General features: G+C 64.6%; 29 protein-coding genes and 1 pseudogene. 12 read left to right on the top strand and 18 right to left on the bottom strand.

The genetic code is table 11. The features are described from left to right. Positions 1-5: 5 nt before the first annotated feature. The 4 genes from ACVINW_RS14000 to ACVINW_RS13985 all read left to right on the top strand — a co-directional run bounded on the left by ACVINW_RS14000 (position 6) and on the right by ACVINW_RS13985 (position 4,050). A complete protein-coding gene (locus tag ACVINW_RS14000; RefSeq protein ID WP_456751834.1) occupies positions 6-761 on the top strand; it encodes a GntR family transcriptional regulator in 756 nt (251 codons plus the stop codon). A gap of 572 nt (positions 762-1,333) precedes the next feature. Then, the gene (locus ACVINW_RS13995) at positions 1,334-1,522 is read left to right on the top strand and encodes a hypothetical protein (protein ID WP_456751833.1); all 189 of its coding nucleotides are present in this window, start codon (positions 1,334-1,336) and stop codon (positions 1,520-1,522) included. Between the two features lie 1,162 nt (positions 1,523-2,684). Beyond that, positions 2,685-3,752, top strand: coding sequence for a hypothetical protein (locus ACVINW_RS13990; RefSeq protein WP_456751832.1), 1,068 nt, complete (start codon positions 2,685-2,687; stop codon positions 3,750-3,752). Positions 3,753-3,768: 16 nt separating this feature from the next. Beyond that, on the top strand, positions 3,769-4,050 hold the full coding sequence (locus tag ACVINW_RS13985) for a hypothetical protein (RefSeq protein WP_456751831.1): 282 nt from the start codon (positions 3,769-3,771) through the stop codon (positions 4,048-4,050). A gap of 104 nt (positions 4,051-4,154) precedes the next feature. Here the strand turns inward: ACVINW_RS13985 and ACVINW_RS13980 are convergent, their stop codons facing one another. The 5 genes and pseudogenes from ACVINW_RS13980 to ACVINW_RS13960 form a co-directional block, all read right to left on the bottom strand. Then, positions 4,155-4,925 carry an SDR family NAD(P)-dependent oxidoreductase gene (locus ACVINW_RS13980; protein ID WP_456751830.1) on the bottom strand — a complete coding sequence of 257 codons (771 nt, stop codon included), beginning with the start codon at positions 4,923-4,925 and terminating at the stop codon, positions 4,155-4,157. Between the two features lie 16 nt (positions 4,926-4,941). Then, positions 4,942-6,192, bottom strand: coding sequence for a thiamine pyrophosphate-binding protein (locus tag ACVINW_RS13975; RefSeq protein ID WP_456756394.1), 1,251 nt, complete (start codon positions 6,190-6,192; stop codon positions 4,942-4,944). A 156-nt stretch (positions 6,193-6,348) separates the two neighbouring features. Then, a pseudogene (locus tag ACVINW_RS13970) lies at positions 6,349-6,585 on the bottom strand (thiamine pyrophosphate-binding protein); the annotation flags it as partial. A 56-nt stretch (positions 6,586-6,641) separates the two neighbouring features. After that, positions 6,642-6,791: a hypothetical protein gene (locus ACVINW_RS13965; RefSeq protein WP_456751829.1), complete on the bottom strand. Its 150-nt coding sequence runs from the start codon at positions 6,789-6,791 to the stop codon at positions 6,642-6,644. A 165-nt stretch (positions 6,792-6,956) separates the two neighbouring features. After that, positions 6,957-7,751: a dienelactone hydrolase family protein gene (locus ACVINW_RS13960; protein WP_456751828.1), complete on the bottom strand. Its 795-nt coding sequence runs from the start codon at positions 7,749-7,751 to the stop codon at positions 6,957-6,959. Positions 7,752-8,335: 584 nt separating this feature from the next. On the opposite strand from ACVINW_RS13960, the gene ACVINW_RS13955 reads away from it, so the two are divergent. Beyond that, on the top strand, positions 8,336-8,563 hold the full coding sequence (locus ACVINW_RS13955; RefSeq protein ID WP_456751827.1) for a hypothetical protein: 228 nt from the start codon (positions 8,336-8,338) through the stop codon (positions 8,561-8,563). A gap of 23 nt (positions 8,564-8,586) precedes the next feature. On the opposite strand, the gene ACVINW_RS13950 is transcribed toward ACVINW_RS13955, so the two are convergent. Beyond that, positions 8,587-9,585, bottom strand: a complete 999-nt coding sequence (locus ACVINW_RS13950) for a L,D-transpeptidase (protein ID WP_456751826.1) — start codon at positions 9,583-9,585, stop codon at positions 8,587-8,589. A gap of 54 nt (positions 9,586-9,639) precedes the next feature. On the opposite strand from ACVINW_RS13950, the gene ACVINW_RS13945 reads away from it, so the two are divergent. Beyond that, a complete protein-coding gene (locus ACVINW_RS13945; protein ID WP_456751825.1) occupies positions 9,640-10,368 on the top strand; it encodes a Crp/Fnr family transcriptional regulator in 729 nt (242 codons plus the stop codon). A 350-nt stretch (positions 10,369-10,718) separates the two neighbouring features. Further along, a complete protein-coding gene (locus ACVINW_RS13940) occupies positions 10,719-10,991 on the top strand; it encodes a hypothetical protein (RefSeq protein WP_456751824.1) in 273 nt (90 codons plus the stop codon). A 9-nt stretch (positions 10,992-11,000) separates the two neighbouring features. Here the strand turns inward: ACVINW_RS13940 and ACVINW_RS13935 are convergent, their stop codons facing one another. The 11 genes from ACVINW_RS13935 to ACVINW_RS13885 all read right to left on the bottom strand — a co-directional run bounded on the left by ACVINW_RS13935 (position 11,001) and on the right by ACVINW_RS13885 (position 20,661). Beyond that, positions 11,001-12,035 carry a D-alanine--D-alanine ligase family protein gene (locus ACVINW_RS13935; RefSeq protein WP_456751823.1) on the bottom strand — a complete coding sequence of 345 codons (1,035 nt, stop codon included), beginning with the start codon at positions 12,033-12,035 and terminating at the stop codon, positions 11,001-11,003. Beyond that, a complete protein-coding gene (locus tag ACVINW_RS13930) occupies positions 12,032-13,060 on the bottom strand; it encodes a putative zinc-binding metallopeptidase (RefSeq protein ID WP_456751822.1) in 1,029 nt (342 codons plus the stop codon). Before ACVINW_RS13930 ends, ACVINW_RS13935 begins: the two co-directional genes overlap by 4 nt. Positions 13,061-13,321: 261 nt before the next feature. Beyond that, on the bottom strand, positions 13,322-13,699 hold the full coding sequence (locus ACVINW_RS13925; RefSeq protein ID WP_456751821.1) for a hypothetical protein: 378 nt from the start codon (positions 13,697-13,699) through the stop codon (positions 13,322-13,324). A 69-nt stretch (positions 13,700-13,768) separates the two neighbouring features. Beyond that, positions 13,769-15,067 (bottom strand): RNA polymerase sigma factor, encoded by a 1,299-nt coding sequence (locus ACVINW_RS13920; RefSeq protein WP_456751820.1) that lies wholly within the window; start codon positions 15,065-15,067, stop codon positions 13,769-13,771. Positions 15,068-15,083: 16 nt separating this feature from the next. Beyond that, positions 15,084-15,434: a YciI family protein gene (locus tag ACVINW_RS13915; protein WP_028341793.1), complete on the bottom strand. Its 351-nt coding sequence runs from the start codon at positions 15,432-15,434 to the stop codon at positions 15,084-15,086. Between the two features lie 31 nt (positions 15,435-15,465). Further along, entirely contained in the window at positions 15,466-15,837 is a 372-nt protein-coding gene (locus tag ACVINW_RS13910; protein WP_456751819.1) for a YciI family protein, read from the bottom strand. Positions 15,838-16,147: 310 nt separating this feature from the next. Continuing rightward, complete coding sequence (locus tag ACVINW_RS13905) at positions 16,148-16,843, bottom strand: AprI/Inh family metalloprotease inhibitor (protein WP_456751818.1); 696 nt, start codon at positions 16,841-16,843, stop codon at positions 16,148-16,150. Next, complete coding sequence (locus ACVINW_RS13900; protein ID WP_456751817.1) at positions 16,843-17,826, bottom strand: 2-hydroxyacid dehydrogenase; 984 nt, start codon at positions 17,824-17,826, stop codon at positions 16,843-16,845. Before ACVINW_RS13900 ends, ACVINW_RS13905 begins: the two co-directional genes overlap by 1 nt. Beyond that, positions 17,826-18,614: an ABC transporter permease gene (locus ACVINW_RS13895; protein ID WP_456751816.1), complete on the bottom strand. Its 789-nt coding sequence runs from the start codon at positions 18,612-18,614 to the stop codon at positions 17,826-17,828. The genes ACVINW_RS13900 and ACVINW_RS13895 overlap by 1 nt, the downstream gene beginning before the upstream one ends. Beyond that, positions 18,611-19,417: an ABC transporter ATP-binding protein gene (locus ACVINW_RS13890; RefSeq protein WP_456751815.1), complete on the bottom strand. Its 807-nt coding sequence runs from the start codon at positions 19,415-19,417 to the stop codon at positions 18,611-18,613. Before ACVINW_RS13890 ends, ACVINW_RS13895 begins: the two co-directional genes overlap by 4 nt. Positions 19,418-19,629: 212 nt before the next feature. Continuing rightward, positions 19,630-20,661 carry an ABC transporter substrate-binding protein gene (locus ACVINW_RS13885; RefSeq protein ID WP_456751814.1) on the bottom strand — a complete coding sequence of 344 codons (1,032 nt, stop codon included), beginning with the start codon at positions 20,659-20,661 and terminating at the stop codon, positions 19,630-19,632. A gap of 145 nt (positions 20,662-20,806) precedes the next feature. Between ACVINW_RS13885 and ACVINW_RS13880 the strand changes: the two genes are divergently transcribed. Beyond that, a complete protein-coding gene (locus tag ACVINW_RS13880; RefSeq protein ID WP_456751813.1) occupies positions 20,807-21,613 on the top strand; it encodes a creatininase family protein in 807 nt (268 codons plus the stop codon). A gap of 147 nt (positions 21,614-21,760) precedes the next feature. Further along, positions 21,761-22,021, top strand: a complete 261-nt coding sequence (locus ACVINW_RS13875) for a hypothetical protein (RefSeq protein ID WP_456751812.1) — start codon at positions 21,761-21,763, stop codon at positions 22,019-22,021. A gap of 133 nt (positions 22,022-22,154) precedes the next feature. Here ACVINW_RS13875 and ACVINW_RS13870 read toward each other — a convergent pair whose 3' ends face one another. After that, positions 22,155-22,424: a metal-sensing transcriptional repressor gene (locus tag ACVINW_RS13870; RefSeq protein ID WP_456751811.1), complete on the bottom strand. Its 270-nt coding sequence runs from the start codon at positions 22,422-22,424 to the stop codon at positions 22,155-22,157. A 335-nt stretch (positions 22,425-22,759) separates the two neighbouring features. Between ACVINW_RS13870 and ACVINW_RS13865 the strand changes: the two genes are divergently transcribed. The 3 genes from ACVINW_RS13865 (at position 22,760) to ACVINW_RS13855 (ending at position 25,088) form a co-directional block, all read left to right on the top strand. Further along, a complete protein-coding gene (locus ACVINW_RS13865) occupies positions 22,760-23,041 on the top strand; it encodes a hypothetical protein (protein ID WP_456751810.1) in 282 nt (93 codons plus the stop codon). 176 nt (positions 23,042-23,217) lie between these two features. Continuing rightward, the gene (locus ACVINW_RS13860; RefSeq protein ID WP_456751809.1) at positions 23,218-24,861 is read left to right on the top strand and encodes an Nramp family divalent metal transporter; all 1,644 of its coding nucleotides are present in this window, start codon (positions 23,218-23,220) and stop codon (positions 24,859-24,861) included. Between the two features lie 35 nt (positions 24,862-24,896). Further along, positions 24,897-25,088: a hypothetical protein gene (locus ACVINW_RS13855; protein ID WP_456751808.1), complete on the top strand. Its 192-nt coding sequence runs from the start codon at positions 24,897-24,899 to the stop codon at positions 25,086-25,088. The last annotated feature ends 216 nt before the right edge of the window (positions 25,089-25,304 follow it).

Genomic DNA, 25,304 nt, shown 5'->3' with positions numbered 1-25,304 from the left:
CCGCCATGTCTGAACAACCGGACCGTGCGAGATCGTCTCGCTACCGCGACATCGCCACCGGATTGCAGAGGGACATCCGGCTCGGCACCTACGCGGTCGGCAACCTGCTGCCGACCGAAACCGAGCTGATGGCAAGCTACCAGGCGAGCCGCCAGACGGTACGCGAGGCGCTGCGCATCCTGATCGACCAGGGCCTGATCGTGCGCCGCGCCGGCCTCGGGTCGGTGGTGATCGCAGCCGAGCCGCCGGTGCTGTTCACCCACAGCGTCAAATCGCTCGGCGAGTGGCTGCGCTATTCCAACGAAACCTACCGCGATGTGGTCGCGAGCGGCGACATCGTCGCCGACCGCAAGCTGGCCGGGCTGTTGAAATGCGAACCCGGCAAGAGCTGGTTCCTGATCGAGGCGGTGCGCCGCTCCGACCAGTTCGCCGCCCCGCTCGGCTGGACCGAGATCTATGTGTTGCGCCGGTTCGCCGATGTCGTGACCCGCAGCGACCACGGCCGCACCCCGGTGCACGAGCAGATCGCCAAGATGTACGGCCAGGTCACCGAACGCGCCCAGATGGAGATCTTCGTGCGCGGCATGCCGGCGCCGATCGCCAAGGCGCTCGGCGTCAAGACCGGCTCGCCGGCACTCACCGTGATCCGCCGCTATTACGGCGTGCGCGAAGAGCTGTTCGAGGTCACCATCACCACGCACCCGGAAGGGCGCTATACCTACACGATGGACATGCAGCGCTCGCTGCGGCCGAAGCTCTAGCGTTTTGCTTTGACGCGTTTTCTTTTCGCGAACCGGTGTCCACTTCGCTCGAAAACGCTCGGGTCTAGCGCGCCCGCGCCAGATGCGTGGGGGCGGAGGTGTGCGCCATCTGCGGGGTGCCGCTCACTCCCCAAATCGCGACCGCAATCAACGCGGCCGCCCAGACATATGGCACAGCATTCGGCTTCTTCATTTCAGAGATCATCCCCAATGTCTCAGGAGGACCAACTGACCTCACAACCCGGATCGTGAATCTCACGACCGAGGCCATCAGCGTCTCACCAGGCACCGTCCTTCACAACGCTACTAAGGTTAGACCTTGTCGGTTTCAGGACGCCTTCGTGCGAATCCGGAAATGATTTCGCGGGAACCGGGCTCTCTCATCCGAATTGATGAGACCGTGGCCGGCCGGCTTCGGCGCCGTGCGAGGTCCAGGAGAATTTTCTGCTTAAATTTGAGTCAGACACGTAGCAAACCTGCCAAAGGGTGCCCGCTGAATTCTTTTTGATTGTCCGTCGGACTCCGGTCGTGGCATCAGGACCTGTGACACTGTGATGACAAGGGTTTCTCCCGTGACTGCCGAATCGGCCAAACCGCACGGCGGCTCCCGCCGCCACTCCAAGGAAACCCAGGACGAGGTCGCACGGTCGCTGGAACGGGAGCTCAGGTTCCTGACCGAGGAGCGCCAGGAGCGCGCGCTCCGGCTCGGCTTCGAGATCGCGGCCAACGGACCGATCAAGGCACCGAAGACAGACCATTAGGCCCGCTGCCGCGAAGCCGGACGCACAACTTCCGTAGCACTGCTGATTCGCGCGGCCGGCTGCCAACGACCGAGACGCACGCCGGCGTGCGTTCGTCGCGCGGCGTTCGGCGTCCGGGCACGACGCGAGGATTCCGATTCAACCTGTCAAACAGCTTGTTCGACGTCATCACCCGCATGCGGTTGATGCGCGCCGCGGCTCCTTCCCCGCGTCGTCCCGGCCTAGTGCGCAATTGCGCACGGGGGGCGGGACGACGGTGGCGATAGAACTCGATGCACGACGTCAAACACCTTGTTCAGTGTCATCGCCCGGCTCGACCGGGCGATCCAGTACGCCGCGGCCTCCCGGCTCAAGCACTGCTGCCTCTGGAATACTGGATCGCCCGGTCGAGCCGGGCGATGACAGCTGAGGATGGGATACAGTTTCGCATTCTCGCGACATAAATCGTCCGAGCTTTTGATTTCGTTCCGCCCTCCTCTCACAGAGGGCGCAGGGAAAGCCGGGTGCCGATCGCACCCATGGGCCCCGAGCAATGGGTAGAAAGCTCGGGGGTAGGACCACAGGTGTAACCGGAAACACTCCGGCTTTCCCTGCGCGATGGCTTACGACTTATACGTGCTCTCCCCGGCGAGACTGGGCTTTTTTGTCACCGCCTTCACAACGCGCATTTGCGCAATCGGAAGAGACACCTACCGCTAGGGCGTCAGGCCTGCACGATTTCGCCGTCCGCTTCATGCGCATTCGTCGACTGCGCAATCAGCGTCCACCGCATCTCGACCCACGTTCGTGACGACCGCGAAGCGCCCCTCGTGTCGGGCGAGACGCGGAATTCATACACCGAGTTGCGCTTCGGATAAAGCGAAAAATTTTTGCGGCGAGCCCTTGACGCGTTTTTGCTGAGTTGCCCGTCGGGTTGTTTTGTCGCACCTCTCTCCGTCATTGCCCGGTGCGCAATTGCGCACCTGAGGGCGCGCCGCTTGGCGCGAGCCCCGGAATGACGACGCTGGGAGCTGCGCGATTTGCCCTACCCCGCAGACGCCGACTTGTCTGTGGCCAGAGCCCGATCCCGCCAAACGCCCTATTGCCAATGGGCTGGTTTTGATACACGCTCAGCGTGCATCAATTTTTGATTGTTTTTTTGACGAATGGATTGGGGCGCGTCATGACACGGCGCTGGGCAGTTATATTTCCGGGACTGATCTTCCTCACGGCGTGCGCCATCCACCCTTTGCCGGAAGACTACACGGGCGTAACCACACCGCAGATCGTTCAGCAGATTCGCTGCGAAACCCGTGACGCGGCCATTCAGGCGCTTGTCACCTGGCTCGAAGACCTTGGCCGGGATCATCCAAGCCAGGCGGGCGTTCCGCTCGCCCGAACGCTCGCGGCGCGCTACAAGAACAACCCGAATGAAATTTCCGGGTTCAGTTCGGCTCTCTTCAAAGGGGATGAATTTCAACAAGTCCGCAATGTGATCGATGTCTTCTATTCGATCGGTGTTGCCTACAATTTCGATCTGACGATGACCGAGAACAATGATTTCTCGGCCGGGACCGCAAACCTCCAAGGCGGGCCGTCAAACTCGCTGTTCAAGTTGGGGCTCGGCGGGTCCGTTACGCGAAAGCGCAACAACGAGCGCAGCTTCACGGTCACCGACACGTTCAGCAATCTGCTCACCAAGCTCAACACGACCGTGAGGGAAGGTGGCCGTCGCGACTGCGATGGCTACCTCGTTGAAGCGAACTACGCTTATCCAATCGTCGGCCATATCGGCATGGACAGGATGGTCTACGACTATCTTGACCTCACCCTGTTCGGAAACCTGGCCGGGACGAAAGCGAAACCGACCGCGCCTCCAACGATGACCGACGATTTGACATTCACGACGACACTCGACGCCTCGGCGACACCAAAGATCACGTTCACACCAACGGGCACGGCCTTTCAGTTGACGGACGCCGCCCTGACCGGAGAGCTGAAGCGGACCGATATGCATGAAGTGACCGTCGGCTTGGCGTTGCCGACCAGTGCGACGGCCTATCTGAGCAGCCTGCGGGCCTTCACCTTCGCGCCGACCAATGCCGTTGTGGTCGGTGACAGGGAACGCGGCCGCACCTCGATGGTCCTGGGCGCGCGCGTCATTGGCGGAGGCACGTCTTCCGAGACGTTGGCCGTTTATGCCGTCGACCAACGCAAGAGCCAGCAATTCAAGCTTCTGCCAACTCCGTAGCAGGAAGGTAAAGACCATGGCCAAGGCATCGAAGACTGCGAAGAAGGCGAAAAAGGCGAAAAAGGCCAAGAAGGCCAAGAAGACCAAGACGGGCAAGAAAGCGGCGACGCGTAAGGCAGCGGGAAAACGCGCAGCCAAGAAGGCCAAGCGCAAGCCCGTCAAGAAGGCCAAAAAGCAGATCAACCCGTTTCCAGGCGGCCCGCACGTTCCGCGGGGAGCCAAACCGGCGACCAGAGGGGCGCAGCAAACCGAAGAGGTGATCAATCCATTTCCGGACGGCCCGCACTGGCCCCGATAAGACAAGCTCCGCGCGCCCCGCCGATTTCCATCGACAGCGCGGTAGAGGGACCAGCGGCCCCGTTGCCGCAAGGCCCCATGACGCTGCCGTCTTTGCTCGGAAGATCAGGCGGCGCTGTAGCCGCCGTCGACGACGTGCGATGCGCCGGTCATGAACGAGGCCTTGTCCGAACACATCCAGACCACGGCTTCGGCGATTTCCTCGGGCACGCCCAAACGACGCACCGGCACCTTGGCGATGATCTCGTCGTAACGTTCGTCCATCGTTTCCTTGGTCATCGGCGTCTTGATGTATCCGGGATTGACGCAGTTCACCCGGATGCCGTCCTGGGCATATTCGATCGCGGCAGACTTGGTCAGCCCGACGACGCCGTGCTTGGTCGCGACATAGTGGCCCGACGTGGCGAGGCCGACCAGGCCTGCGATCGAGGCCGTGTTGACGATGGCGCCGCCACCGCCCTGCTTCAGCATCTGCGCGACCTCGTATTTCAGGCACAGGAACACGCCCATCAGGTTCACCGAGAACATCTTCGCGACCGAGGCTTGCGTCAGTTCGTGAATGCGCTGGCCGGGCGGGCCGACGGAGCGTGCGGCCACGCCGGCATTGTTGAACGCGCAATCGATGCGGCCGAACGCCGAAGCCGTGCGCGCCACCATGTTCGCGACATCGGCCTCGTCGGTGACGTCACCCTGGATCGCGATCGACTGGCCGCCGGCGGCATTGATGAGCGCGACCGTCTCCTCGATGCCGCCCTTCGAGAGGTCGGACACCGCCACCCGCGCGCCTTCGCGCGCCATCGCGATCGCGGTTGCCCGGCCGATGCCGGAGCCGCCGCCCGTCACCAATGCAGCCTTGCCGTCCAGAATGCCTGCCATGAACCTGCTCCGATGGTCAGCGCTTGCCTTCGATTGCGATCTCGACGAGGTACGGCCGCCGGGCCGCGACGGCCTTGGCAACGGCGCCGGCGATGTCGTCGGCCTTGTCGACTCTCACGGCCTCGACGCCCATGCCGGCCGCGAGATGCACGAAGTCGAGCGCGGGGCCGGTGAGATCCATGTTCTGATAGGGATGCTGGGTGCCGGCTTCGAAGTTCTGACGCCAGACGTCGACATTGTGCTTGAGGATGCGGTACTCGCGGTTCGCCAGCACCACGAACACGATCGCAAGCCTGTGGTGCGCGGCGGTCCACAACGCCTGGATCGCATACATCGCCGAGCCGTCGCCGGAGATCGCGACCACCGGACGGTCGGGCATCGCGACCTTGACGCCGATCGCGCCGGCAAGCCCTTGGCCGATGCCGCCGCCCCGGCCGCCGAAATAATCGCCGAAGCCGCGATAGTCGAAGGCACGCGCGAGATCGAGGCTCGCCGTGATGCTTTCATCGACGATGACGACGTCATCGGGCAGGCCGCGGCGCAGCTCCGCCGCAACCCGCGGCATCGAGCTCGGTTCCCGGTTCCAGCTCTTCTCGACACGCGCGCGATAGGTCTCCTTCTCCTTCGCCTGCAATTGAGAAAGCCTGATATTGCGGCTTTGCGCGGCTTGCCTGAACTCCGCGCTCGCCTTGGCGCGTACCGCGTCGGTCAATGCGCCGATGCTGACGGCGATGTCGCCGACAATGCCGGCATCGAGCCGGTTGTTGAGCGCAAGACGCTCGGCGGAGGCTTCGATTTGCAGCACCGATGCGCCGTCGGGGATGTGGCCGCCGGGCGCAAACCAGATGTCCTCGAAGAACGGACCGCCGATCAGCAGCACGAGATCGGTCTCGCCGAGCGCCTTGCGCACCTGCCGGGCATCGCCCGGCAGCGACTGGCGATAGCTCGGATGACTGGTCGGAAACGGCGCGTGATGCCGCAGCCCCTCGAACCAGACGGTGGCGCCGATCGTCTCCGTAAGCGTCACCAGCGCCTGCTCGCCGCCGGATCGCGCCACGTCGTCGCCGGCGATGACGGCCGGATTGTTCGACGTGAGGAGCAGCGCGGCCAGCGCGTCGATGCCGGCCGGATCGGGGCGCGTCGATCGCCACAAACGATCCGGCGTCGATGCATCGACCGCGGTCTCCTGCTCCAGGACGTCGATCGGCAGCGCGACGAACACCGGCCCCTGCGGCGCATCGGTCGCCACCTTGAACGCGCGGCGCATGATCGGCGTGATCTCGTCGGCGCGCTCGATCTGCACGCTCCACTTGGTCACCGGAGCTGCCATCGCAACCAGGTCATGACCGAGCAGCGGATTGTTGAGCCGCATGCGCGTATCCTGCTGGCCGGCGGTCGCAATCACGGGCGACCCTGCCTTCAGCGCGCCGTAGAGCGAGCCGATGCCGTTGCCGAGGCCGGGAGCGACATGCAGGTTGGCGATGGTGACGCGTCCCGACGCCTGCGCGTAGAAGCTCGCCGCGCTGACCGCGACACCTTCATGCAGCGCCATGATGTAGTCGAGTTGCGGAAAGGCCGGCAGGCTGTCGAGCAGCGGCGTCTCCGTCGTGCCGGGATTGCCGAAGATGTGGCGCACGCCGTGCGACACGAACGATTCCATCAGCACACGACGCCCGCGCATTCGCTCCCTCTCGATCGGCTTTGTTTTGTGCATCATCAGCCGTCGAGCGGCACATGGCAACCGCGCCAGCCGGCCAGCGTCCGCGCGGCCGGCTGCGTCTTCCGCATGGCTTCAAGGCGCGAGCGCACCGTGCCGCCGCGATTGCGGGCGAAGCGAAGCAATGACGGCGTGATATGGAGCGGCATTCTGCGCTGTCATCACCCGCGAAAGCGGGTGATCCAGTATTCCAGAGACAGCGGTGCTTGAATCGAGAAGCCGCGGCGTACTGGATCGCCCGGTCAAGCTGGGCGATGACGGTGCGCTGAACGGCGGCGGCGTTCAGCGAGGCTGCCGGAGGCCACCTTTCCTGCTTATTTCTTGAGATTTGCAGCGAACAGCTTGGCGGCTTCAGCCTTCGATTCCTGATCCGCCTTGGCGTCGTATCGGAGCGGCAGGTTGAACTTCTTGCCGAGCTCGGTGGCTTCCGGGTTGGTGAAGGCGTGCACGGCGCCGGGATATTCGATGATCCGGTAGTCGGCCTTCGCGGCGTCGAAATCCTTCTTCAGCGCCTCGTACTGCTCGCGCTTCACGAATGGATCGTCGGCGCCGTTGAGGATCAGGATCTTCGCCTTGACGGTTCCCGGTGCCGGCGCGGGGGTGTTGAGGCCGAGCGAGGCGTGAAAGCCCGCTACCGCAGCGAGATCGGCGCCGCTGCGCGCCATGTTCAGCACCACCGCGCCGCCGAAGCAGTAACCGACCGCGCCGATCCGCTGCGGATCGACTGAGGCCTGCTTGGCAAGCTGCTCCCGCGCGGCGTTGAAGCGCTGCTCCATCACCTTCGGATCCTTCATCACCGAGCCTGCGAGCGCGCCGGCGTCCTTCGGGTTGTCGGCGGTCCTGGCGTCGCCATACATATCCGCAACGAACGCGGTGTAGCCCTGCTCCGCGAACTTGCGCGCCTCGTTATGGATATGCGCCGTGATGCCCCACCATTCATGCACCATGACGATGCCGGGCCGCTTGGCCTGGGTCGCGTCGTCATAGACAACGAAGCCTTTCATCGTGGCCTCGCCGTCGGAATAGGTGACGGGCTCTTCCCGGATCGCAGCATTCGCGCTCGTGACCATCGCGACGGCGCACAGTGCACCAATTAGAATCGCTCGCATGCCGACCTCCTGTGCGTTTGCGTGATGATACTGGCATACCAGAAACTCCTACGCCAGACCGTGCAGGCATCACTAATACGTTGCAGGGCGCGCCGGATTCGTCAGGAGTCCGGCCCCAAGCCGGAAGCCGAGGGCTCCGCAGAAACGATCCGAAACCTCGTCGGTGAAAGCGAAGCGCGGGGCACCGACCTCGCTCACATTTTTGCGGCAAGTATGTCCAATCCTGCGAGCAGCGCGGTGGAGACGCGCTTTGCGCGTGCGTCCGATCTGACCAGGTCGGCGCAGCAAGGAGCAGCCCGCGACGTCGCCACCACGAGCCGCCGGCTGGAGATCGCCACACGAATCGATGACCCGAAGTATCCGAGCTGCTGGCCAGAAATGAACACTGCCGCGTCGAATTCGGGGTCGTGCGGCCGTCCGGAGAGACTCGCTGGCTTCGTTCGGTCGCCTGCCTGATCCTGAATTCCACCAGCGGTCACCGTCGCGCGATCGGCTGCGTCACCGTTGCGGCCGATGTCAATATGCCGAACGGGACTAACGGCTTCGCGCTCGCTGCGGCCTGCTACGAATTTTCGGAGATTTGAATGCTCGGCCGCCCCGACGACAAGGAAGCCCTCCGGCTCGCGCTGGCGTTCTATTGCATCATGGAGCCGGAGAAGCGCGCCATCGTTCTGAGCCTCGCCGAACAATTTGCCCGCGCATCGCAAACCGTCGAAGGCTGCGTGCACTTCCTGTTGCTGGACGACAGCCTGCCGGCGAGTCACGATGCGGTGCAGGAATTCCTGAATCGGAAGCGTCCGACCGACCAATAACTGTCGCTCCCGCGCTCGTCGCGCTATCGCGCGCTCTCCACGAAGCTGACCGGCGTCCCCTTGGCTACACCGGCCGCGACGCGCGCCGCGTCCCAATTGGTGAGCCGGACGCAGCCATGGGACTCGGCTTTGGAGACTTTGTCGGGATTGCCGGTGCCGTGGATGCCATAGCCCTCCCCCGAGAGATTGATCCAGACCGAGCCAACCGGGTTGTTCGGGCCGGGCTTGATCGTGAACGGTTTGTTCGACTTGACGCCCTTGAACCTGTATTTTGGATTGTAGTGATAGGTCGGGTTCTTCTCGACCGCCGTCACCTTCAGCGTGCCGCTCGGCGTCGGCTTCTCCGTGCTGCCGACCGTCGCGGGATAAAAGGCGAGCAGCTTCCCCGCAGCGTCGAATGTGCTGAGCGTCTGTCGCGTCTTGTCGACTTCCACACGCGCAATCGCCGGCGGCTTTCCGGTGTCGAGCACGTTCGCGACCATAATGCTGTCACCCGGCTTGTCGAACTTCTGTCCCGGATTGAGCGCCTGCAGCAGCCCCTCGCTCATGTGGAATTTTTCCGCGAGCGCTTCGCGCGGGCTGGTGTAGTTCAGCGCCGGGAGGCTCTTCATATCTTCCATCTTCGCGGGAATCTTCTTCGAGAACGGACCTTTCACGTCGGCATCGGCGATCGTGTAGCTGACGATCGCGGGCCCCTCGCTGGCGGCGGCGAGCTTGCTCCAGAGGTCGGCCGAGACCGTCTTATCGAAGGATAACCCGTTCGCTGCGGCAAACGCAGCGAGCGCCTTCTGCGCATTCTCGCCGAACTTGCCGTCGATCTCGCCCGGAGAGAAATGCGCGCGGTCGAGCAGGATCTCGAGCTTGGCAATCGAGGCGTTGAGCTGGTGACGGCCCGGCAATGTTGCCGGCGGCGCCGCAACGTCATTGATCGCCGCGGCATCGAGACCTGCCGCGACTGCGGGCGCGGCCGGCAGAAGCAGAGCAGCAAGGGCAAATCGCACAACGAAAAAATGTCGGAACATCGCGCATCCCAACGAGCTACCTTCTGTAAAGCGACGGAAAGCGCCGAAGTTCCAATGCAAGTGGCGGCCGGCCACATTTCCACTCAGAGAATTGAGCGCACTGGTGTATTTTGCGGATCGTTTTCAGACCCGCTTGCTTGCAATTCATTTCCAGTGGACGTTGCCATGACATTGATCGATGGCCTGGGATATCTGGCGTCGGCGCTCGTGTTGCTGACGTTCAGCATGAGCACGATGTTGAGCCTGCGCTCGGTCGCGATATGCAGCAATCTGGCGTTCATCAGCTACGGGCTGGGTGCCCGATTGTACCCGGTGCTCGCCCTGCACATTATTCTGTTGCCGTTGAACGCGCTGTTGCTGGTCCAGATGGTCCGGCTGCTGCGCAAGGCCAGGCTCGCCGCATCGACTGATCTCTCGCCAAACTGGCTGCAACCGTTCATGCAGCCGAAGCACGTCAAGGCCGGAGAAACCATCTTCAGGAAGGGCGATGACGCGGACCTGCTCTACATGGTCGTTTCGGGCGAGGTCAGGTTTCCGGAGATCGATCGAAGCGTATCGGCGGGCGAATTGTTCGGCGAGATCGGACTGTTCTCGCTCGAGCGCCGCCGCACGCAAACCGCGCTGGCGGCAACCGATGTGGATCTGTTGTGGATCAGCGACGGCGCGCTGCGCAAGCTGTGCGAACGCAATCCGGGACTGTCGCTGTATTTCCTGCGGCTGACGGCGACGCGGATGACAGAGAACGCGGCGCGTGCGATCGGCGTGGCCGCAGTCGCGCGTTGAGTGCGCCGCGCGCCGGTTCTACCGCGCGGAAACCGCAGCGCTCGGCAGCGGCGCAAACTGCATCTCCGCGACGGCGGAGCCGGCATAGGCGCTGGCGATCAGGATCATAACGCGAAGGGCGACGAACATGGAGCCTCCTGAGCTTCTTGTGTTTGCGCCAGGATAGGCGGGACTCCTTTCCCGCCGGTGAGGAAAGCTGGTTGCCGCAACCTTGAAGGCATTGGTAAGCGAGCTCTTTACACGGCCACGTTCATCAGTTGGGAACCGTATCGGCCGATCGCCCGGAACGCTCAACCCGGAGTTCACCGTCGCCGGGCATTGTGCGCCTCAATCAAGAAGGCGCGAACACAATGCCGATTTTCAGGACGATCCTTGTTGTCGTATCGATTTTTCTTGCCGGCTTGTACGTCTACGATACCTGCCGCCGCAACCCGCAGGCCATGCCGGGTTCGGTAAACGAAATCCTTGCACGGCGGTGGCCGGAGCCCGATGCGTTTCGTGTCACGGCGGCCGCGGTTTCCGCAGCCACCGCCAGCACGACGCCGGCGGCGCGCGTTAGGGAAACGTTTGCGATGTTCATCCCGAGGGACGCGCGGCGTCATTTGACGCAGGGCAGTCTTTGACCGCTTCGGTCAGCCCAGCGACACGCCGGCCTTGGCGCGGCTGATTCCGAGCGTCAGGATGCGGTTCAGCAGGCCCGGGTAGTCCAGCCCGTCATGCCCGGCGGCGGTCGCGAACTCCTGGCTCTTGGCAATTTCCGGATTGGGATTGGCCTCGATGAAAAACGGCACGCCATTGGTCGACAGGCGGAAGTCGATGCGCGCGTAGCCGTCGAGCCCCAGGGTGCGGTAGATGCGCTTGGCCAGCCGCTGGATATGCGCTGAGAGTTCCGGCGTCAGGTCCTCGGCCGGGCCATCCACGATCCCGACGCGCTCCTGATAGCTGGTGTCATGCTTGACCTTCTCGGTTGCGATCTGCCGCGCAGCCGGGCCGCCCATGCTGCCGAACTTCAACTCCCAGACCGGCAACACCCGCAACCGGTTGTTGCCGAGCACGCCGACATAGAGCTCGCGTCCCTCGATGAACTGCTCGGCGATCGCCGCCGTGCCGATCCGTTCATGGATGAAGGCGACGCGCTCCGCGAGCTTTTCGTCGGTATCGACGATCGAGGCCTGCGAGATGCCGAGCGAGCCGTCGCTGCTCAGGCTCTTGACGATCAGCGGCAGCTCGAGACGCGGCGGCCGTTTGACCTTGCGGCGCATCGGGAACACGGCGAAGGCCGGCACCGGAACCCGGCGATGATGCACCAGCGTCTTCGACAGGTCCTTGCCGCGCGCCAGGATCAGGCCGCGCGGATTGCACCCGGTATAGGGAATCTTCATCAGCTCGAGATAGCTCGCGATGTGCTGGTCGTACACGACATCGTAGTGAAACTCCTCCAGCAGCGTGAACACGACGTGCGGCTTGAAGTCCTCGATCGCGTCGCGCACCGGCTTGATTTCCTCCTGCACGCCGAGCGGACGAACGTCATGGCCGGCCGCGCGCAGGGTGCTCACGACGTCGTATTCGGTTTTCCACTCGTTGATCTCCCGCGCGGAATATCCGTCGCTGGAGTCCGGCGGCACACAGTCCGGGTGCATCAGCACCAGAATGCGAGAGTGTTTCATAGCGCGATCCATTTGCGGCGCGAGGGGCCGAACAGCGCGTGCATGGTCTTGGCGGTCAGCAGGATAATGAAATTGGTCACCAGCTTCTTCTCGGGGCCGACGGCACGCAGATTGAGCTCGCGGCAGCGCGAGATCATATCGTCGAGCACCGCATCGAGCGTCAGCTGGTTCTCGCCGGTCCAGCGCGCGACCAGCTGCCTGATCTGGGCGCGATGCCGCCGGATGAAGGACGAAGCCGGCGGATGCCGGTGATGGCGGGGATCGGCGGAGAACAGTTTCGACAGATCGCGATCGTAGGTCTTGGGCGGGCTGAAGGCGTAAAACGCCTGCTTCTTCTTGTAGTGCTCGCCGAGCGTCTGCTTGAGCGTATACAGCGGATCGACCCGCTCGCGGTTGGCGAGCGGCGGCCGCTTGCCGGCGATCTCGCCCATCAGCTCGTCGACATATTCGAGCTTCTTGATCGCCGGCCAGCCGGCATAGCGCGTCCGCCAGTTCGACCGCGGCCGCAGCCACACCGCAAAGGTCTCGGCGAAATCCTCGTCCGGATGGCTCTGCGCGTACCAGAGGCGGAGATGCTGGACATAATTCCGGCTGGCCGGATTGGGCCGGTAATAGCGCGGATAATGTTTCGACGACGGGCCGAACAGCTGCTGCCAGCGCCGGCGACGTTGCAGCTGGTAGCCGTGCTGCACGGCGTGGCCCGCCTCGTGACGGAGGATCGCCATGCATTCCGACCAGGTGCCGCCTTCGACGTCGAGCATCATCTTCTTCTCGAGCTTCATCAAGCGGGGATGGGCGAGATAGAACGGAATGGCGATGCCGGGCACATCGGCCGGGCTGAACCATTCGCTCGATATCCAGGTGTGCGGCCGCAGCCGCAAGCCGCGTTCCTCGAGCTCCTCATAGAGCGTGCTGACGCAGTCCGCGAGCCAGGTGTCCTCGACCGCAACCCTCAGGCTGCTGAGACGCTGCTCGAGCAACTCTTCGTCCGACAGATTCTCCCAGGCGAATTTGCGGCGCGGCATTGGCTTCCAAAAATCAAAAACAATCGGAATCGGGATGGTGTCATAGGTTGCCGCCGGCAACAACCGCCAGGCCTTCGCGGCAGCCCCCGGCCCGTGCCGGGCCCGACCCGCAGTTGCCCGTGCTTCCGCCGCAGGCCGGCAGCGGCGCGACGAGACCAGGTCGCTGGCGTGCGCCTGTGAAGCGGCTCAGCTTGTACGATACCCGGGATTACTCGCCGCAAGGCCCCGCATGCCGCTTCGCTCATGCGGGCTGCACGGTCGCTAGGGCTTGACCCAGCGCTGCACGGCGGCGGCGGTATCGGCCGGGTTGCTGTTGAAGCAGATGGCGGCGCCAGGCGCGAGCCGGTGCACCAGATTGAGGATCTGCTCGAACAGCAGCAGCCGCTCCGGCGGCTCGCGCAGCCCCGCGCCGATCACGATGCAATCATAGCGGCGCGCGTTGAGGGCCGCCGCCGCCACCGCTTCCGCGGTCTCGCCGAGATCGATCAGGCAGCTCTCGACGTCGTAGCCGAGCGTCCGCAGGCCCTCGATCTGCGCGTCGATATAGCTGCGCACGAGCTCGGGCGTGAATTGCGGGACGACGGAGAGATCGACGAAGGTCGGGTCGAGGCCGATCGCCAGCACGGATGGCTTCGTCATGGCGGCAGTTCCCAGTTCGGTACATCTCGCGCGAGCCTGCCACGGATTTGAGTCGAAATCGCGGAGCCGTCAGTGACGGCCCTGGTCCTGCGCGGCGCGCGCAGCGGCGGCGGCACGGCGCTTGAGGAACTCGCGCTCGCGCGCATTGCCGGCCAATGCGGCGGCGGCCTCGAACGCGGCCTGCGCCTCGGCAAAGCGGCTCAGCCGGTGCAGCAGATCGCCGCGCACGCTCGGCAGCAGGTGATAGGATTTCAGCGCCGGCTCGTCCGCGAGACTATCGACGATCGCGAGCGCGACGAGCGGCCCTTCGGCCATGCCGATCGCGACCGCGCGGTTGAGCGCGATCACCGGCGAGTCCAGCAGCGCGGCCAGATCGCCGTACAGCGCGGCGATGCGGTGCCAGTCGGTGGCTTCAGGCGTGTCGGCCTCGGCGTGGCAGGCGGCGATCGCGGCCTGCAGCACATAGAAGCCGCCGGCGCCGCCGAGCTCGCGGGCGCGCGCCAGCGCCAGTTGGCCGCGGCGGATCTGCAAACGATCCCACAGCGCGCGGTTCTGCTCCATCAGCAGGATCGGCTCGCCGGCCGCGTCGGTGCGCGCCACCATCCGCGAGGCGTTGAACTCCATCAGCGCCAGCAGCCCATGCGCTTCCGGCTCGGACGGCGCGATCGACGTCAGCACGCGGCCGATGCGCAGCGCCTCGTTGCAGAGCTGCGGCCGCAGCCATTGGTCGCCGCGTGCCGCGGTGTAACCCTCGTTGAAGATCAGATAGACCACCTCGAGCACCGAGGCGAGCCGCTCGGACAGCTCCGCACCGCCGGGCGTCTCATAGGCGAGACCGGAGTCCGACAGCGTGCGCTTGGCGCGCACGATGCGTTGGGCGATCGCGGCCTCGCTCTGCAGGAAGGCGCGCGCGATCTCCTCGGTGGTGAGGCCGCAGATCATCCGCAGCGCCAGGGCGGCGCGGGCCTCGCGCGACAGGCGCGGATGGCAGGCGGTGAAGATCAGCCGCAGCAATTCGTCGCCGATATCGTCGTCGAGCGCGGAATCGAAATCGGGCATGGTCTCCTGCTCCCGCGCCAGATCATGCGCCAGCATGCCGTGCCGCTGGCTCAGCATGCGGTTGCGCCTGATATGATCGAGCGCGCGGCGCTTGGCGGTCGCCATCAGCCAGGCGCCCGGCTTCTCCGGCACGCCATCGGCCGGCCAGTGCTCCAGCGCGGCGACCAGCGCTTCCTGGGTCAGATCCTCGGCGAGCGGCACGTCGCGCAGCATCCGCGACAGGCTGGTGATCAGCCGCGGCTGCTCGATGCGCCACACACCGAGGATGGTGCGCTTGACATCGTCGTCCGTCACGCCGGCCTCCGGCATGCGCCCGAGGCGACCGTCAGCACTCCATGAAGGGACGAACCTCGCATGACAGTTCCCAATCCGGCATGTGGTCGAGATGAAGCTGCATGAACTCGACCGCGCGCGCCACGGCCTCCTCCTTGTCCTTCAGCTCGAACACCGCATAGCCGCCGACCACTTCCTTGGCTTCCATGAAGGGGCCGTCGGTGACGGTGAGCTTGCGATCCTTGATCTTGACCTCCGCGCCCGCGGTGCGCGGCAACAGCGCGCCGGTATCGAGCATGCGACCGGCCGCGATCTCGCGTTCGGCGAGCTTGCCGATCGCCTCCCGCAACGGCGGGTTCGGCAGCATCGGCTTCTCGGCCACCAGGACATACATGAAGCGCATCGCCTGTCCTCCTCTTGGTCTTTCCCTTGGTCTATTCGGGACACTGGCCGGCGAAGCCTGCGAAGGCACGGACCTCGCAGGTGCCTTCCCAGCCCGGCATGTGATCCTTGTGCAGCTGCATGAACTCGACCGCGAGTGCGATGGCCTCTTCCTTGCTGCGCAGCTCCGTGATGGCATAGCCGCCGATCACTTCCTTGGCCTCGATGAACGGGCCGTCGACGACGCTGAGCTTGCCGTCGGCTATCCGCACCTGGGCGCCGGTGGCGAGCGGCATCAGGCCGGCATTGTCGATCATGCGGCCAGCCTTGATCTCGCGATCGGCGAGCTTGTGCATGGCCTCCAGCAGTTCCGGGGTCGGCTGCTGCGGCGGCTGCGACGAGGTGACGATCGACATAAAGCGCATGAAATTGCTCCTGTTTCCGGGCGAGCCGCGGGATGATCGCAGGTCAAATCGGCTTGTTATGGGGAACGACGATCCGGCGGCCGCCGGATCGACAGGGGCTTGGGAATTATTTTGAGGGTGCCATCGAGACGCAGATCGCCCCTTCGTCGTCCCTGCGAAAGCAGGGACCCATAACCACAGAGTTGAGTTGTTGAGACGAGCCCTGGCCACAGCCGCGCCAACCAACGGGCATCGTGGCTATGGGTCCCTGCTCCCGTGCGCAATTGCGCACTAGGCAGGGACGACACGGTATGTGTGGCAGCGCCGCCCCCTACTGCTCGCGCAGCATGATCAGCGGGTCGGCGCTGTCGGGGACGCGGCGCCACTGGGCGTTGTCGTCGGCCTCGAATTGCCAGGTCTCGCCCTTGGCCGACATCAGGATGATCTGGCCGTGGTCGAGCCGCCACTGCGTCGGGTTGAAGGCGGCGACCGTGGGATCGCATTTGCCTTTCAGGAACACCTGGAAATTGTCGTTGCCGGCGTCGGTGTTGGTCAACACCAGGCCGCAGATCGCCTGGCCGTTGCCGCGGACCATCGACCAGTCGCCGATCATCTGGTCCATCGACTTGGCGAGCGAACGGGCGGCAGCGAGGTTTTGCAGGATGTAGACGCCCTCGTTGGTGCGCATGCCCTCGAAGATGCCGGTCTCGACCTCGGTGAAATCGATCACCGCCTCGCCGGTCGCGTTTTGCAGCCGCACGATGTCACCGAGACCCTTGATGCTCCAGCCGGTGATGTCCTTGGTGAAGGGCAGCGCGGCCGCGCAGCCCGGCTCGAGCTCGAGCTTGAGGCCCAAAGGCGTCGTGTCGCTCTTCAGCGTCACGACGCAGGTCTTGCTGCGCTCGGTGGTGGCGAGCTCCCACTGCCCGATCATGTCCTTCTGCAACGTCTTGACGTCCTGCGCGGCGGCCGGACCGGATGCGGCCAGCAGCACGAGCAGGGCGACGTTGCAGCGGGACAGCGGCATCAGCGATCCCTGACCGGCGTTTCGGCAACCGGCGTCAGCGGCGGCTTGCCGGCGAACCAGTTCTTGATGTTGTCGACCACGAGCTGGTCCATCGCATTGCGCGTCACCACCGACGCCGAGCCGATATGCGGCAGCAGCACGACGTTCTGCATCGCCTTCAATTCGTCCGGCACGTTCGGCTCGGCCGCGAACACGTCGAGGCCGGCGGCGAGAATGGTGCCCGATTTCAGCGCGGCAACCAGCGCCGGCTCGTCGACGACGGAGCCGCGCGCGACATTGATCAGTACGCCGCGGGGTCCCAGCGCCTTCAGGACGTCGGCATTGATCATCTTCGCGGTCGAGGCGCCGCCCGGCACGATGACGATCAGGGTGTCGACCGCCTTCGCCATCTCGATCAGATCGGGATAGTGCTTGTAGGAGACGTCCTTGGACGGGTTGCGCGAGTGATAGGACACCGGCACCCGTGAGGCTTCGAGACGGCGCCCGATCGCCTGGCCGATCCGGCCCATGCCGACGATGCCGATCTTGCGGTCGCGCAGCGAGCCGACGCTGAGTGGATAATTCTGGGTCTGCCACAGGCCGGAGCGCACATAGCGGTCGGCCTTGACGAACTCGCGCAGCGTCGCGATCAAGAGGCCCATCGCGACGTCGGCGACCTCCTCGGTCAGCACGTCGGGCGTGTTGGTGACCACGATATTGTGATCGCGCGCATAGGCGGAATCGACGTGGTCGTAGCCGACGCCGAAGCTGCCGACGATCTCGAGCTTGGGAAACAGTGCCAGCGCGGTCTTGTCGGTCGCCATCGTATGATAGGTGACCGCGATGCCGCGGATCTTGCTCATCGTGTCGGGCGTCAGGCGCTCGAGGTCGCCGCGGCTTTCGGCCCGGTGCAGCACGTATTGGTCGGGAAAGCCGTTTTCGAGGATTGGCCGGATCGGTCCATAGATCAGCAGATCGATCTTTTCGGAAGAAATCGGGGCCATCAACTGTCCTTTCCTAACGCGCTTTCATGCCAGCGGCGCAACAAGAGGTGGGAAACTAGCGCCAGCACCCCATAGATGACAATCCCGGCCAGCGATAACAGCAGAAGGGCTGCGAACATGCGGGGAATATTCAACCGGTAGCCGGATTCAGCGATCCGGAAGGCGAGCCCCGAGCCGGCGCCGGCGCTGCCCGCCGCGATCTCCGCGACCACGGCGCCGATCAGCGACAATCCTCCAGCGATGCGCAGGCCGCCGAGGATATAGGGCAGCGCCGCCGGCAGCTTCAGGAACAGCAGCGTCTGCAGCTTCGAGGCGCCATATAGTTGAAACAATCCGGCGAGGTTGCGATCGACCGAGCTGAGGCCGAGCGTGGTGTTCGACAGCACCGGAAAGAACGCCACGATCCAGGCACAGACGATGACGGCGGTCTGCTGCTGCAGATAGATCAAGAGCAGCGGTGCGATCGCGATCACCGGCGTGACCTGCAGCACCACGGCATATGGGAACAGAGAATATTCCAGCCATTTCGACTGGTTGAACAGCAGCGCCAGCACGATGCCGCCGATCGCCGCAGCGACGAAGCCTTCGAGCGTTGTCAGCAGCGTGACGCCGAGCGATTGCGACAGGATCGGCCAGTCCGCGACCAACGTTTTTAATACGAGTAGCGGGCTCGGCAGCACATAGGGCTGGATGCCATAGGCGCGCACGATCGCCTCCCAGAGCACGAGGCCCGCGGCAAACACCGCGACCGGCAACACGAAGCGGACGAGATCCTGCGGAGACGTCATGCGCCCGCCTGCCCTGCATAAGACGGCGCCAGCGCGCCTGACACTTCGCGGCAGAACGCGGCATATTCGGCGGAGGTGCGGAACTCCTCACCGCGCGGCTCGGTCGTGGCGATGCGAAACTCGGCGCCGATCCGGCCCGGACGCGCCGTCATCACGATCACGCGCTCGGACAGATAGACCGACTCGAACACCGAGTGCGTCACGAAGATGACGGTCTTGTGCAGGTTGCGCCACAGCGCCAGCAGGTCGTTGTTGAGGCGAAAGCGCGTGATCTCATCGAGCGCCGCGAACGGCTCGTCCATCAGGAGAATATCCGGATCGGTCACCAGCGCGCGCGCCAGCGACACCCGCATCTTCATGCCGCCGGACAATTCGCGCGGATAGGCGGCGGCGAACTCCGCAAGCCCGACCTGATCGAGCGCCGCATCGATGCGCGCATCGGCAGCGGCCGCAGGCAGACGGGCCAGCTTCAGCGGCAGGCGGACATTGTCATGCACATTGGCCCACGGCATCAGGGTCGGCTCCTGAAACACGAAGCCGATCCTGTGGCTGCCGCGCTGCGCCGCGCCGTGATGGGCCAGCTCGACCGTACCGGCGCTCGGCGTGGCGAGACCTGCGATAATTCGCAGCGCGGTGGATTTGCCGCAACCGGAGGGCCCGAGCAGCGAGACGAACTCGCCGCGCCTGACATCGAGGTCGAGCGGGCCAAGCGCCGTCACGCCGCTGTCATAGGTCTTGCAGACGCCGCGCAGGCGCACGGCGAAGCGGCTGGCCGCGGTTTCCGGCACGATGCTCTCTACCATCGACGGCCAGATATTGCTGCACACGATCGTGCCGCAAACTGCACCTCTCCACACCGGGAAGAGGCCGCGCCGCAGGCGCGGGTGAGGGGGCGCCGGTCCCATGAGACAGCGGATACCCGCATCGCATCTGATGATGCGATGCGACCTCTCCCACAAGGGGAGAGGTGAAGCACCGATGCCGCAGGACCTGGGTACATGCCCGTCCGCGCCCGTCAGTTCTTCGGCCGCAGCTCGACGCCGACCGCCTTGTTGACGAAGCGCAGCGTGTAGCCCTGGCGATAGTCGATGGTGCTCTTCACCACGCCGGCGCGCACCATCTTGTCGAAGAAGCTCGCCATCCGCTCGTCGGTCATGGCGCCGATGCCGTTCTTGACGGAGTCGCCGGAGTCGACGATGCCATGCTCGCGCATCTTGGCAACGCAATAGGCCAGCAGCTCGTCGTTCATGTCGGGGTTGAGCTTCTTGATCATCGCATTGCCGGCCGAGTTGTCGCCGTAGACATAGGTGTACCAGCCGACAACAGAGGCATCGACGAAGCGCTGCACCAGGTCAGGCTTCTTGTCGACCAGGTCGCGGCGGGTCTCGATCAACGTCGAATAGGAGTTGAAGCCGTAATCGGCGAGCAAGAGCACGTTCGGCTTGAAGCCGGCGGCCTTCTCGACCGCAAAGGGTTCCGAGGTGACGTAGCCCTGCATCGCGGTCTGCTTGTTCACGATGAAGGGCTGCGGATTGAACGTGTAGGGCTTCACCTTGTTTTCATCGAAGCCGTATTCGGATTTCAGCCACTGGAAGTAGCTGGTGATGCCCTCCTTGGAGATCAGAAGCGTCAGCGGCTTCAGATCCTCGATCTTCGTGACCTTGACCTCGGGATGGGTCAGGAAGACCTGCGGGTCCTTCTGGAACATGGCGGCGACCGCGACCAGCGGCACGTTGTTGGTGACGGCATCGAAGGTCTGCAGCGAATTCGCGCTCATGAAGAAGTCGAGCTTGCCCGCGATCAAGAGCATGCGGTTGTTCTCGTTGGGACCGCCGGGCACGATGGTGACGTCGAGGCCGTACTTCCTGTAGGTGCCGTCGGCCAGCGCCTGGAAGAACCCGCCATGCTCGCCCTCGGCGACCCAGTTGGTGCCGAACGAGACCTTGTCCAGAGTCTGCGCTCGTGCCGGGACGAGGGTCACGGCGAGGCCGAAGGCAACGGCCAGCAGGCTTGTGGTTAACGCTCGCGGCAAAAAGGCCCGGATCATGGTTGGACTCCGTCTGATATTATGGCCCATGATGGAAGGCGGGACACGTGGACCGCGCCCGGAGACGCGAACGCCCCGAATGATGTTAGACAAACTAGCCTGCAAATCCATCCAATGAAACGCTTGTATTGAGACGACCGGCCCGATGACTTCTCAGCTCCCGTCCCGTGACTGGACCGCCATCCACTGGCCCGACCTCGCCAAGGGGGCGGCGGCGCGCTGGATCGCGGTGCTGCCGCTGGCCGCGACCGAGCAGCACGGGCCGCATCTGCCGCTCGGAACCGACGTCATGATCGGCGAGGCGTATCTGGCGCGGGTGCGCGAGCTGCTGCCGGCCAAGATCCTGGCCACGTTCCTGCCCGTGCAGCCGGTCGGCATCTCCACCGAGCACATCGATTTTCCCGGCACCCTGACGCTGCCGACCGAGGTCGCACTGAAGGGCTGGATGGCGCTCGGCGAGAGCGTGGCGCGCACCGGGATCAGGAAGCTCGTGATCGTGACCAGCCATGGCGGCAATTCGGCGGCGATGCAGCTGGTGGCGCAGGATCTGCGCGCGCATCACAAGATGCTGGTGGTGACCACGAGTTGGTCGCGCTTCGGCGCGCCCGACGGGCTGTTCGATGCCGACGAACTGCGCCACGGCATCCATGGCGGCGCAGTCGAGACCTCGATCATGCTGGCGAAATATCCGCAACATGTGCGCAAGGATGCGATCGCGGACTTCAAGTCTGCAAGCGTGCAGATCGAGAAGGATCATCGTTTGCTGTCGACGCAGCGCCCGGCGCCGTTCGCCTGGCAGGCGCAGGACCTTAATCCCAGCGGCGCGATCGGCGATGCGACCAAGGCCTCTGCCGACAAAGGCGAGAAGCTGCTCGAGCACGGCGCACGCGCGTTCTGCGAGCTGCTGGCCGATGTCGATCGGTTCGATCCGGGCGTCTTTCAGGGCAACTGACCGGGCATCGCTACGTTCGGCGAGAGGCCGACGAAACAATTCACGAAACCATATTTCCTGCCTCGTGTTCGAACCGGAACCGAAAAACCTCCGTCCAACGGGCATGCGGACCACACCGGCGCCGCGCTCAAACAGGATGAGTATCCGATGTCGATCAAGACCAAGTTGGCCGCCCTCGCCCTCACTGCGCTTGCCGTGACCGGCACCATCGCGACCACCACCTCGCAGGCCGAAGCCAGGCCGTATGGCTGGGGCTGGGGCGTCGGTGCAGGCCTCGTCGGCGCCGCCATCGTCGGCAGCGCGATCGCAGCCAATGACGGCTACTACAGTGGCTATCGCCGCTGCGTCTGGGTGCGCCAGTTCGACGCCTACGGCAACTACATCGGCCGCGTGCGTTCCTGCTACTGATCGACGGGTTTCTCATAAAGGCTGCGGATCCTGCGTTCGGCGCGGGTCCTCATCCACCCCGTGTCGCAACCGACCCGTCCGGTGATCCCCCCGGGCGGGTCACGCTTTGCCAGCTCGCCGCATGCGGGCCGTCTCACAGATATTTCGCGATCAGCCGGAAGTCGCGCAGCACGCCGCGGCCCTTCGGACCCGACGCCTTCAGCGTTTCCTCCAGGCTGTGGCCGATGTGATCGTGGATCAGCGCCTTCTTGGCGCTCTCGATCGCGCTCTCCACCGCCTGCAATTGCTGGGCGATCTGCGCGCAGGGCCGGCCCTGCTCGATCATCTCGACAATGGTCTCGAGATGGCCGTTGGCGCGCTTCAAGCGCCGGGCGATCGCAGCGTGCGGATGGTCGTCGGGCATCTGGGTCTCCTATCCTCCCTGGAGGATAATCATGATCCTCCCCGGAGGATAGCAGAATCGGCTTGACAGGCCATTGTCACGGGCGTAGTGCCCGATTGCCGGAACATGCGTTCCGCACCGGGGTTTTACTCCCGGATAGCAACCCGACCACGAGCCAGCACAGAAGGCACATGGGCAGTAGCAACTCAGGCGACAGTCGACCGGCAACGGGACACTTGACGCCGCAACACCGCAAGACTGTCGCGCAGATTGCCTGCGTGGATGGGTGGTCGCGCCTGACGTAACCGCCTGCTCCTCACCGGCCTGCCGCGCGACAGCGGAAGTGGAGGTGAGCGATGTTCGAAAAGCTCGCAAAATTCCGGTCGTTCGAGCCGCGGCGCGTGCCGCGGCCGGCGGCCATTCATTCCAATGACAACCTGCCGGGCTTTCGCCGCCTGGCCGGCCGCCGGCGTCCAACCCCGGCCTGTCATTGGGTTCTGATCGAGGGCCGGCTGGAGTGCCGGTGGAGGATCGACGACGGCAGCGGCGATCTCGATCGTCAGCGGCGCGCGGGCCGGCATCTCGGCCCGCGCGTGAGAGCTACACGTCTCGCGGTGAAGACCGCCGCGTACGTCTAGGAGGCCAATATGGACGAAGGACCTAGTCGTCCCGTTGCGCGCCATCGCGGCGCGGCAGCGGGACCATGGAGCTGCATCACATCTGGAAACGCCGCTGCTCACGGTAGCGGAGACGTGCGTACCTAGCGGCGCTGCGTCCCTCCCGCCGTGCCCGCAAGGCGGCGAGGAGACGCGAAATGACCGAAAGCAAGATCACCCAAACCGCCATTCTCGACAGCGCACATGCCGGAGATATCCGCGGCGCGCTCGGCAGCATTGCACGCGACGACACCGCACCGCGTGCGACCTTGCTGGCGCGGCTGAAGACGCTGCTGGCGATCGTCGGTCCCGGCCTGATCGTGATGGTCGGCGACAACGATGCCGGCGCGTTCGGCACCTACACCCAGGCCGGGCAGAATTACGGCACCACGCTATTGTGGACGCTGCTGCTGCTGATCCCCGTGCTCTACGTCAACCAGGAGATGGTGGTGCGGCTCGGCGCCGTCACCGGCGTCGGCCATGCGCGGCTGATCTTCGAGCGCTTCGGCAAGTTCTGGGGCGCCTTCAGCGTCATCGACCTGCTGGTGCTGAATGCGCTGACCATCGTCACCGAATTCATCGGCATCACCTTCGCGCTGCATTTTCTCGGCGTCTCGCGGTTCTGGGGCGTGCTGGCCTCGGCTGTGATCGTGATGCTGGCAGTCTCGACCGGCGACTTCCGTCGCTTCGAGCGCTTCGGCATCGTGCTGGTGATCGGCAGCCTGCTGCTGGTGCCGGTCATCCTGATGGTGCACCCGCCGATCGGGCAGATCGCGGCCGACTTCTTGGTGCCGAAGATGCCGCACGACGCCAAGCTCAGCGAGGTGATGCTCCTGATCGTCGCGATCGTCGGCACCACGGTGGCGCCGTGGCAATTGTTCTTCCAGCAGAGCTACATCGTCGACAAGCGGATCACGCCGCGCTTCATCCGCTATGAGCGGATGGACCTCTGCCTCGGCATCGTGCTGGTCGTGGTCGGCGCGGTGGCGATGATCTCGTTCTGCGCAGCGGTGTTCGCCGGCAAGCCCGAATTCGGCAATTACACCGACGCGCTGGGGACCGCGGTCGGGCTCGAAAAATATGCCGGCCGGCTGCCGGCGGTCCTGTTTGCCCTCGCGCTACTGGATGCCTGCATCATCGGCGCGGCCGCGGTGTCGCTCGCAACCGCCTACGCGATCGGCGACGTGTTCGCGGTCAAGCACTCGTTGCACCGCAAGCCATGGGATGCGAAGGGCTTCTACAGCGTCTATTGCGGGCTGATCGTGCTGGCCGCCGTGCTGGTGCTGACGCCGGGCACGCCGCTCGGGCTGCTCACCAATGCGGTGCAGACGCTGGCCGGCGTGCTGCTGCCGAGCGCGACCGTGTTCCTGCTCTTGCTGTGCAACGACCGCCACATCCTCGGGCCGTGGGTGAACTCGACGCGGTTGAACCTGTTCACCGGCGCCGTGGTCGCGGGGCTGGTGATGCTGTCGGTGATCCTGACCGCCTCGGTGCTGTTCCCCGACCTCGGCGAGCAATGGATCATCGGCATCCTGGTCGGCGGCAGCGGGCTTGCACTCGCGCTCACCGCCGCCGTCAAGTTCTACGAAATGTCGTCGCGACGTCACGCTTCATTCCGCTTCAGGCGCAAGCCGCCGCTGGCCGATCGCGACAGCTGGCGGATGCCGCCGCTCGACCGGCTGCCGCCGGCGCGACTCAGCCCGCTGAGCCGGATCTGGATGATCGTGCTGCGCTTCTATCTGGTGGTTGCCGCCGGCCTTGTGCTGCTGCGCATCGTCCAGCTCGCGACGGTCGGGGCGTGACGGCGCTCGGCCGCGGCCGGCGGTGGGGCGCGATCATGCTGTTCAGGCTGGCCGGCGCCATCCTGCGCGGTGCGGCTGCGCTCCATCAGCGGCACGTGATTTCGCCCGCCGGCTTGCGGACGGCGCTGTCGATGGCGCGATCGGTCGAACGGGCCGGCGCGCGGATCGTGCTCGGCAGGGCAGCGCAGCCGGCATTCATCGCAACAACGGAAGAAGACAATGACTGAACGGTCCGATCTCGACCGATCTGCCACAGCCGCGCAGCCGATCGCAGCCGCGGAGGCGTGCAGCCCGGCGGTGTTACGTGACTGTCATAGTGGCGTGCAAATCGAAAAGGTATCAGGCGCACCCCAGTTGCTATTGCGAATTATTTGCAATAAGAAGCTGAGGATGCCAGGTGCTGATCTGGCTTTGGATGGGACGAGACGGATCGGACCGGGGAC

The organism is Bradyrhizobium sp. USDA 4461, from assembly GCF_054055655.1.
The sequence above is the reverse complement of the archived record's forward strand: the minus strand, read 5'-3'. Positions and strand labels throughout refer to the sequence as shown.

Bases quoted from the DNA above. Each gene is read 5' to 3' on its own strand.
- ACVINW_RS13985 (WP_456751831.1), top strand. From the start codon at position 3,769: ATGGCCAAGGCATCGAAGACTGCGAAGAAGGCGAAAAAGGCGAAAAAG.
- ACVINW_RS13950 (WP_456751826.1), bottom strand. From the start codon at position 9,585: ATGTTCCGACATTTTTTCGTTGTGCGATTTGCCCTTGCTGCTCTGCTT.
- ACVINW_RS13965 (WP_456751829.1), bottom strand. From the start codon at position 6,791: ATGCCGCTCCATATCACGCCGTCATTGCTTCGCTTCGCCCGCAATCGC.
- ACVINW_RS13935 (WP_456751823.1), bottom strand. From the start codon at position 12,035: ATGAAACACTCTCGCATTCTGGTGCTGATGCACCCGGACTGTGTGCCG.
- ACVINW_RS13980 (WP_456751830.1), bottom strand. From the start codon at position 4,925: ATGGCAGGCATTCTGGACGGCAAGGCTGCATTGGTGACGGGCGGCGGC.
- ACVINW_RS13855 (WP_456751808.1), top strand. From the start codon at position 24,897: ATGCTGTTCAGGCTGGCCGGCGCCATCCTGCGCGGTGCGGCTGCGCTC.
- ACVINW_RS13920 (WP_456751820.1), bottom strand. From the start codon at position 15,067: ATGCCGGAGGCCGGCGTGACGGACGACGATGTCAAGCGCACCATCCTC.
- ACVINW_RS13930 (WP_456751822.1), bottom strand. From the start codon at position 13,060: ATGCCGCGCCGCAAATTCGCCTGGGAGAATCTGTCGGACGAAGAGTTG.
- ACVINW_RS13900 (WP_456751817.1), bottom strand. From the start codon at position 17,826: ATGGCCCCGATTTCTTCCGAAAAGATCGATCTGCTGATCTATGGACCG.
- ACVINW_RS13875 (WP_456751812.1), top strand. From the start codon at position 21,761: ATGTCGATCAAGACCAAGTTGGCCGCCCTCGCCCTCACTGCGCTTGCC.
- ACVINW_RS13905 (WP_456751818.1), bottom strand. From the start codon at position 16,843: ATGCCGCTGTCCCGCTGCAACGTCGCCCTGCTCGTGCTGCTGGCCGCA.
- ACVINW_RS13895 (WP_456751816.1), bottom strand. From the start codon at position 18,614: ATGACGTCTCCGCAGGATCTCGTCCGCTTCGTGTTGCCGGTCGCGGTG.
- ACVINW_RS13880 (WP_456751813.1), top strand. From the start codon at position 20,807: ATGACTTCTCAGCTCCCGTCCCGTGACTGGACCGCCATCCACTGGCCC.
- ACVINW_RS13865 (WP_456751810.1), top strand. From the start codon at position 22,760: ATGTTCGAAAAGCTCGCAAAATTCCGGTCGTTCGAGCCGCGGCGCGTG.
- ACVINW_RS13860 (WP_456751809.1), top strand. From the start codon at position 23,218: ATGACCGAAAGCAAGATCACCCAAACCGCCATTCTCGACAGCGCACAT.
- ACVINW_RS13940 (WP_456751824.1), top strand. From the start codon at position 10,719: ATGCCGATTTTCAGGACGATCCTTGTTGTCGTATCGATTTTTCTTGCC.
- ACVINW_RS13955 (WP_456751827.1), top strand. From the start codon at position 8,336: ATGCTCGGCCGCCCCGACGACAAGGAAGCCCTCCGGCTCGCGCTGGCG.
- ACVINW_RS13945 (WP_456751825.1), top strand. From the start codon at position 9,640: ATGCAAGTGGCGGCCGGCCACATTTCCACTCAGAGAATTGAGCGCACT.
- ACVINW_RS13975 (WP_456756394.1), bottom strand. From the start codon at position 6,192: ATGCGCCGCGCGTTCAAGGTGGCGACCGATGCGCCGCAGGGGCCGGTG.
- ACVINW_RS13960 (WP_456751828.1), bottom strand. From the start codon at position 7,751: ATGCGAGCGATTCTAATTGGTGCACTGTGCGCCGTCGCGATGGTCACG.
- ACVINW_RS13885 (WP_456751814.1), bottom strand. From the start codon at position 20,661: ATGATCCGGGCCTTTTTGCCGCGAGCGTTAACCACAAGCCTGCTGGCC.
- ACVINW_RS13910 (WP_456751819.1), bottom strand. From the start codon at position 15,837: ATGCGCTTTATGTCGATCGTCACCTCGTCGCAGCCGCCGCAGCAGCCG.
- ACVINW_RS13925 (WP_456751821.1), bottom strand. From the start codon at position 13,699: ATGACGAAGCCATCCGTGCTGGCGATCGGCCTCGACCCGACCTTCGTC.
- ACVINW_RS13915 (WP_028341793.1), bottom strand. From the start codon at position 15,434: ATGCGCTTCATGTATGTCCTGGTGGCCGAGAAGCCGATGCTGCCGAAC.
- ACVINW_RS13990 (WP_456751832.1), top strand. From the start codon at position 2,685: ATGACACGGCGCTGGGCAGTTATATTTCCGGGACTGATCTTCCTCACG.
- ACVINW_RS14000 (WP_456751834.1), top strand. From the start codon at position 6: ATGTCTGAACAACCGGACCGTGCGAGATCGTCTCGCTACCGCGACATC.
- ACVINW_RS13870 (WP_456751811.1), bottom strand. From the start codon at position 22,424: ATGCCCGACGACCATCCGCACGCTGCGATCGCCCGGCGCTTGAAGCGC.
- ACVINW_RS13890 (WP_456751815.1), bottom strand. From the start codon at position 19,417: ATGGTAGAGAGCATCGTGCCGGAAACCGCGGCCAGCCGCTTCGCCGTG.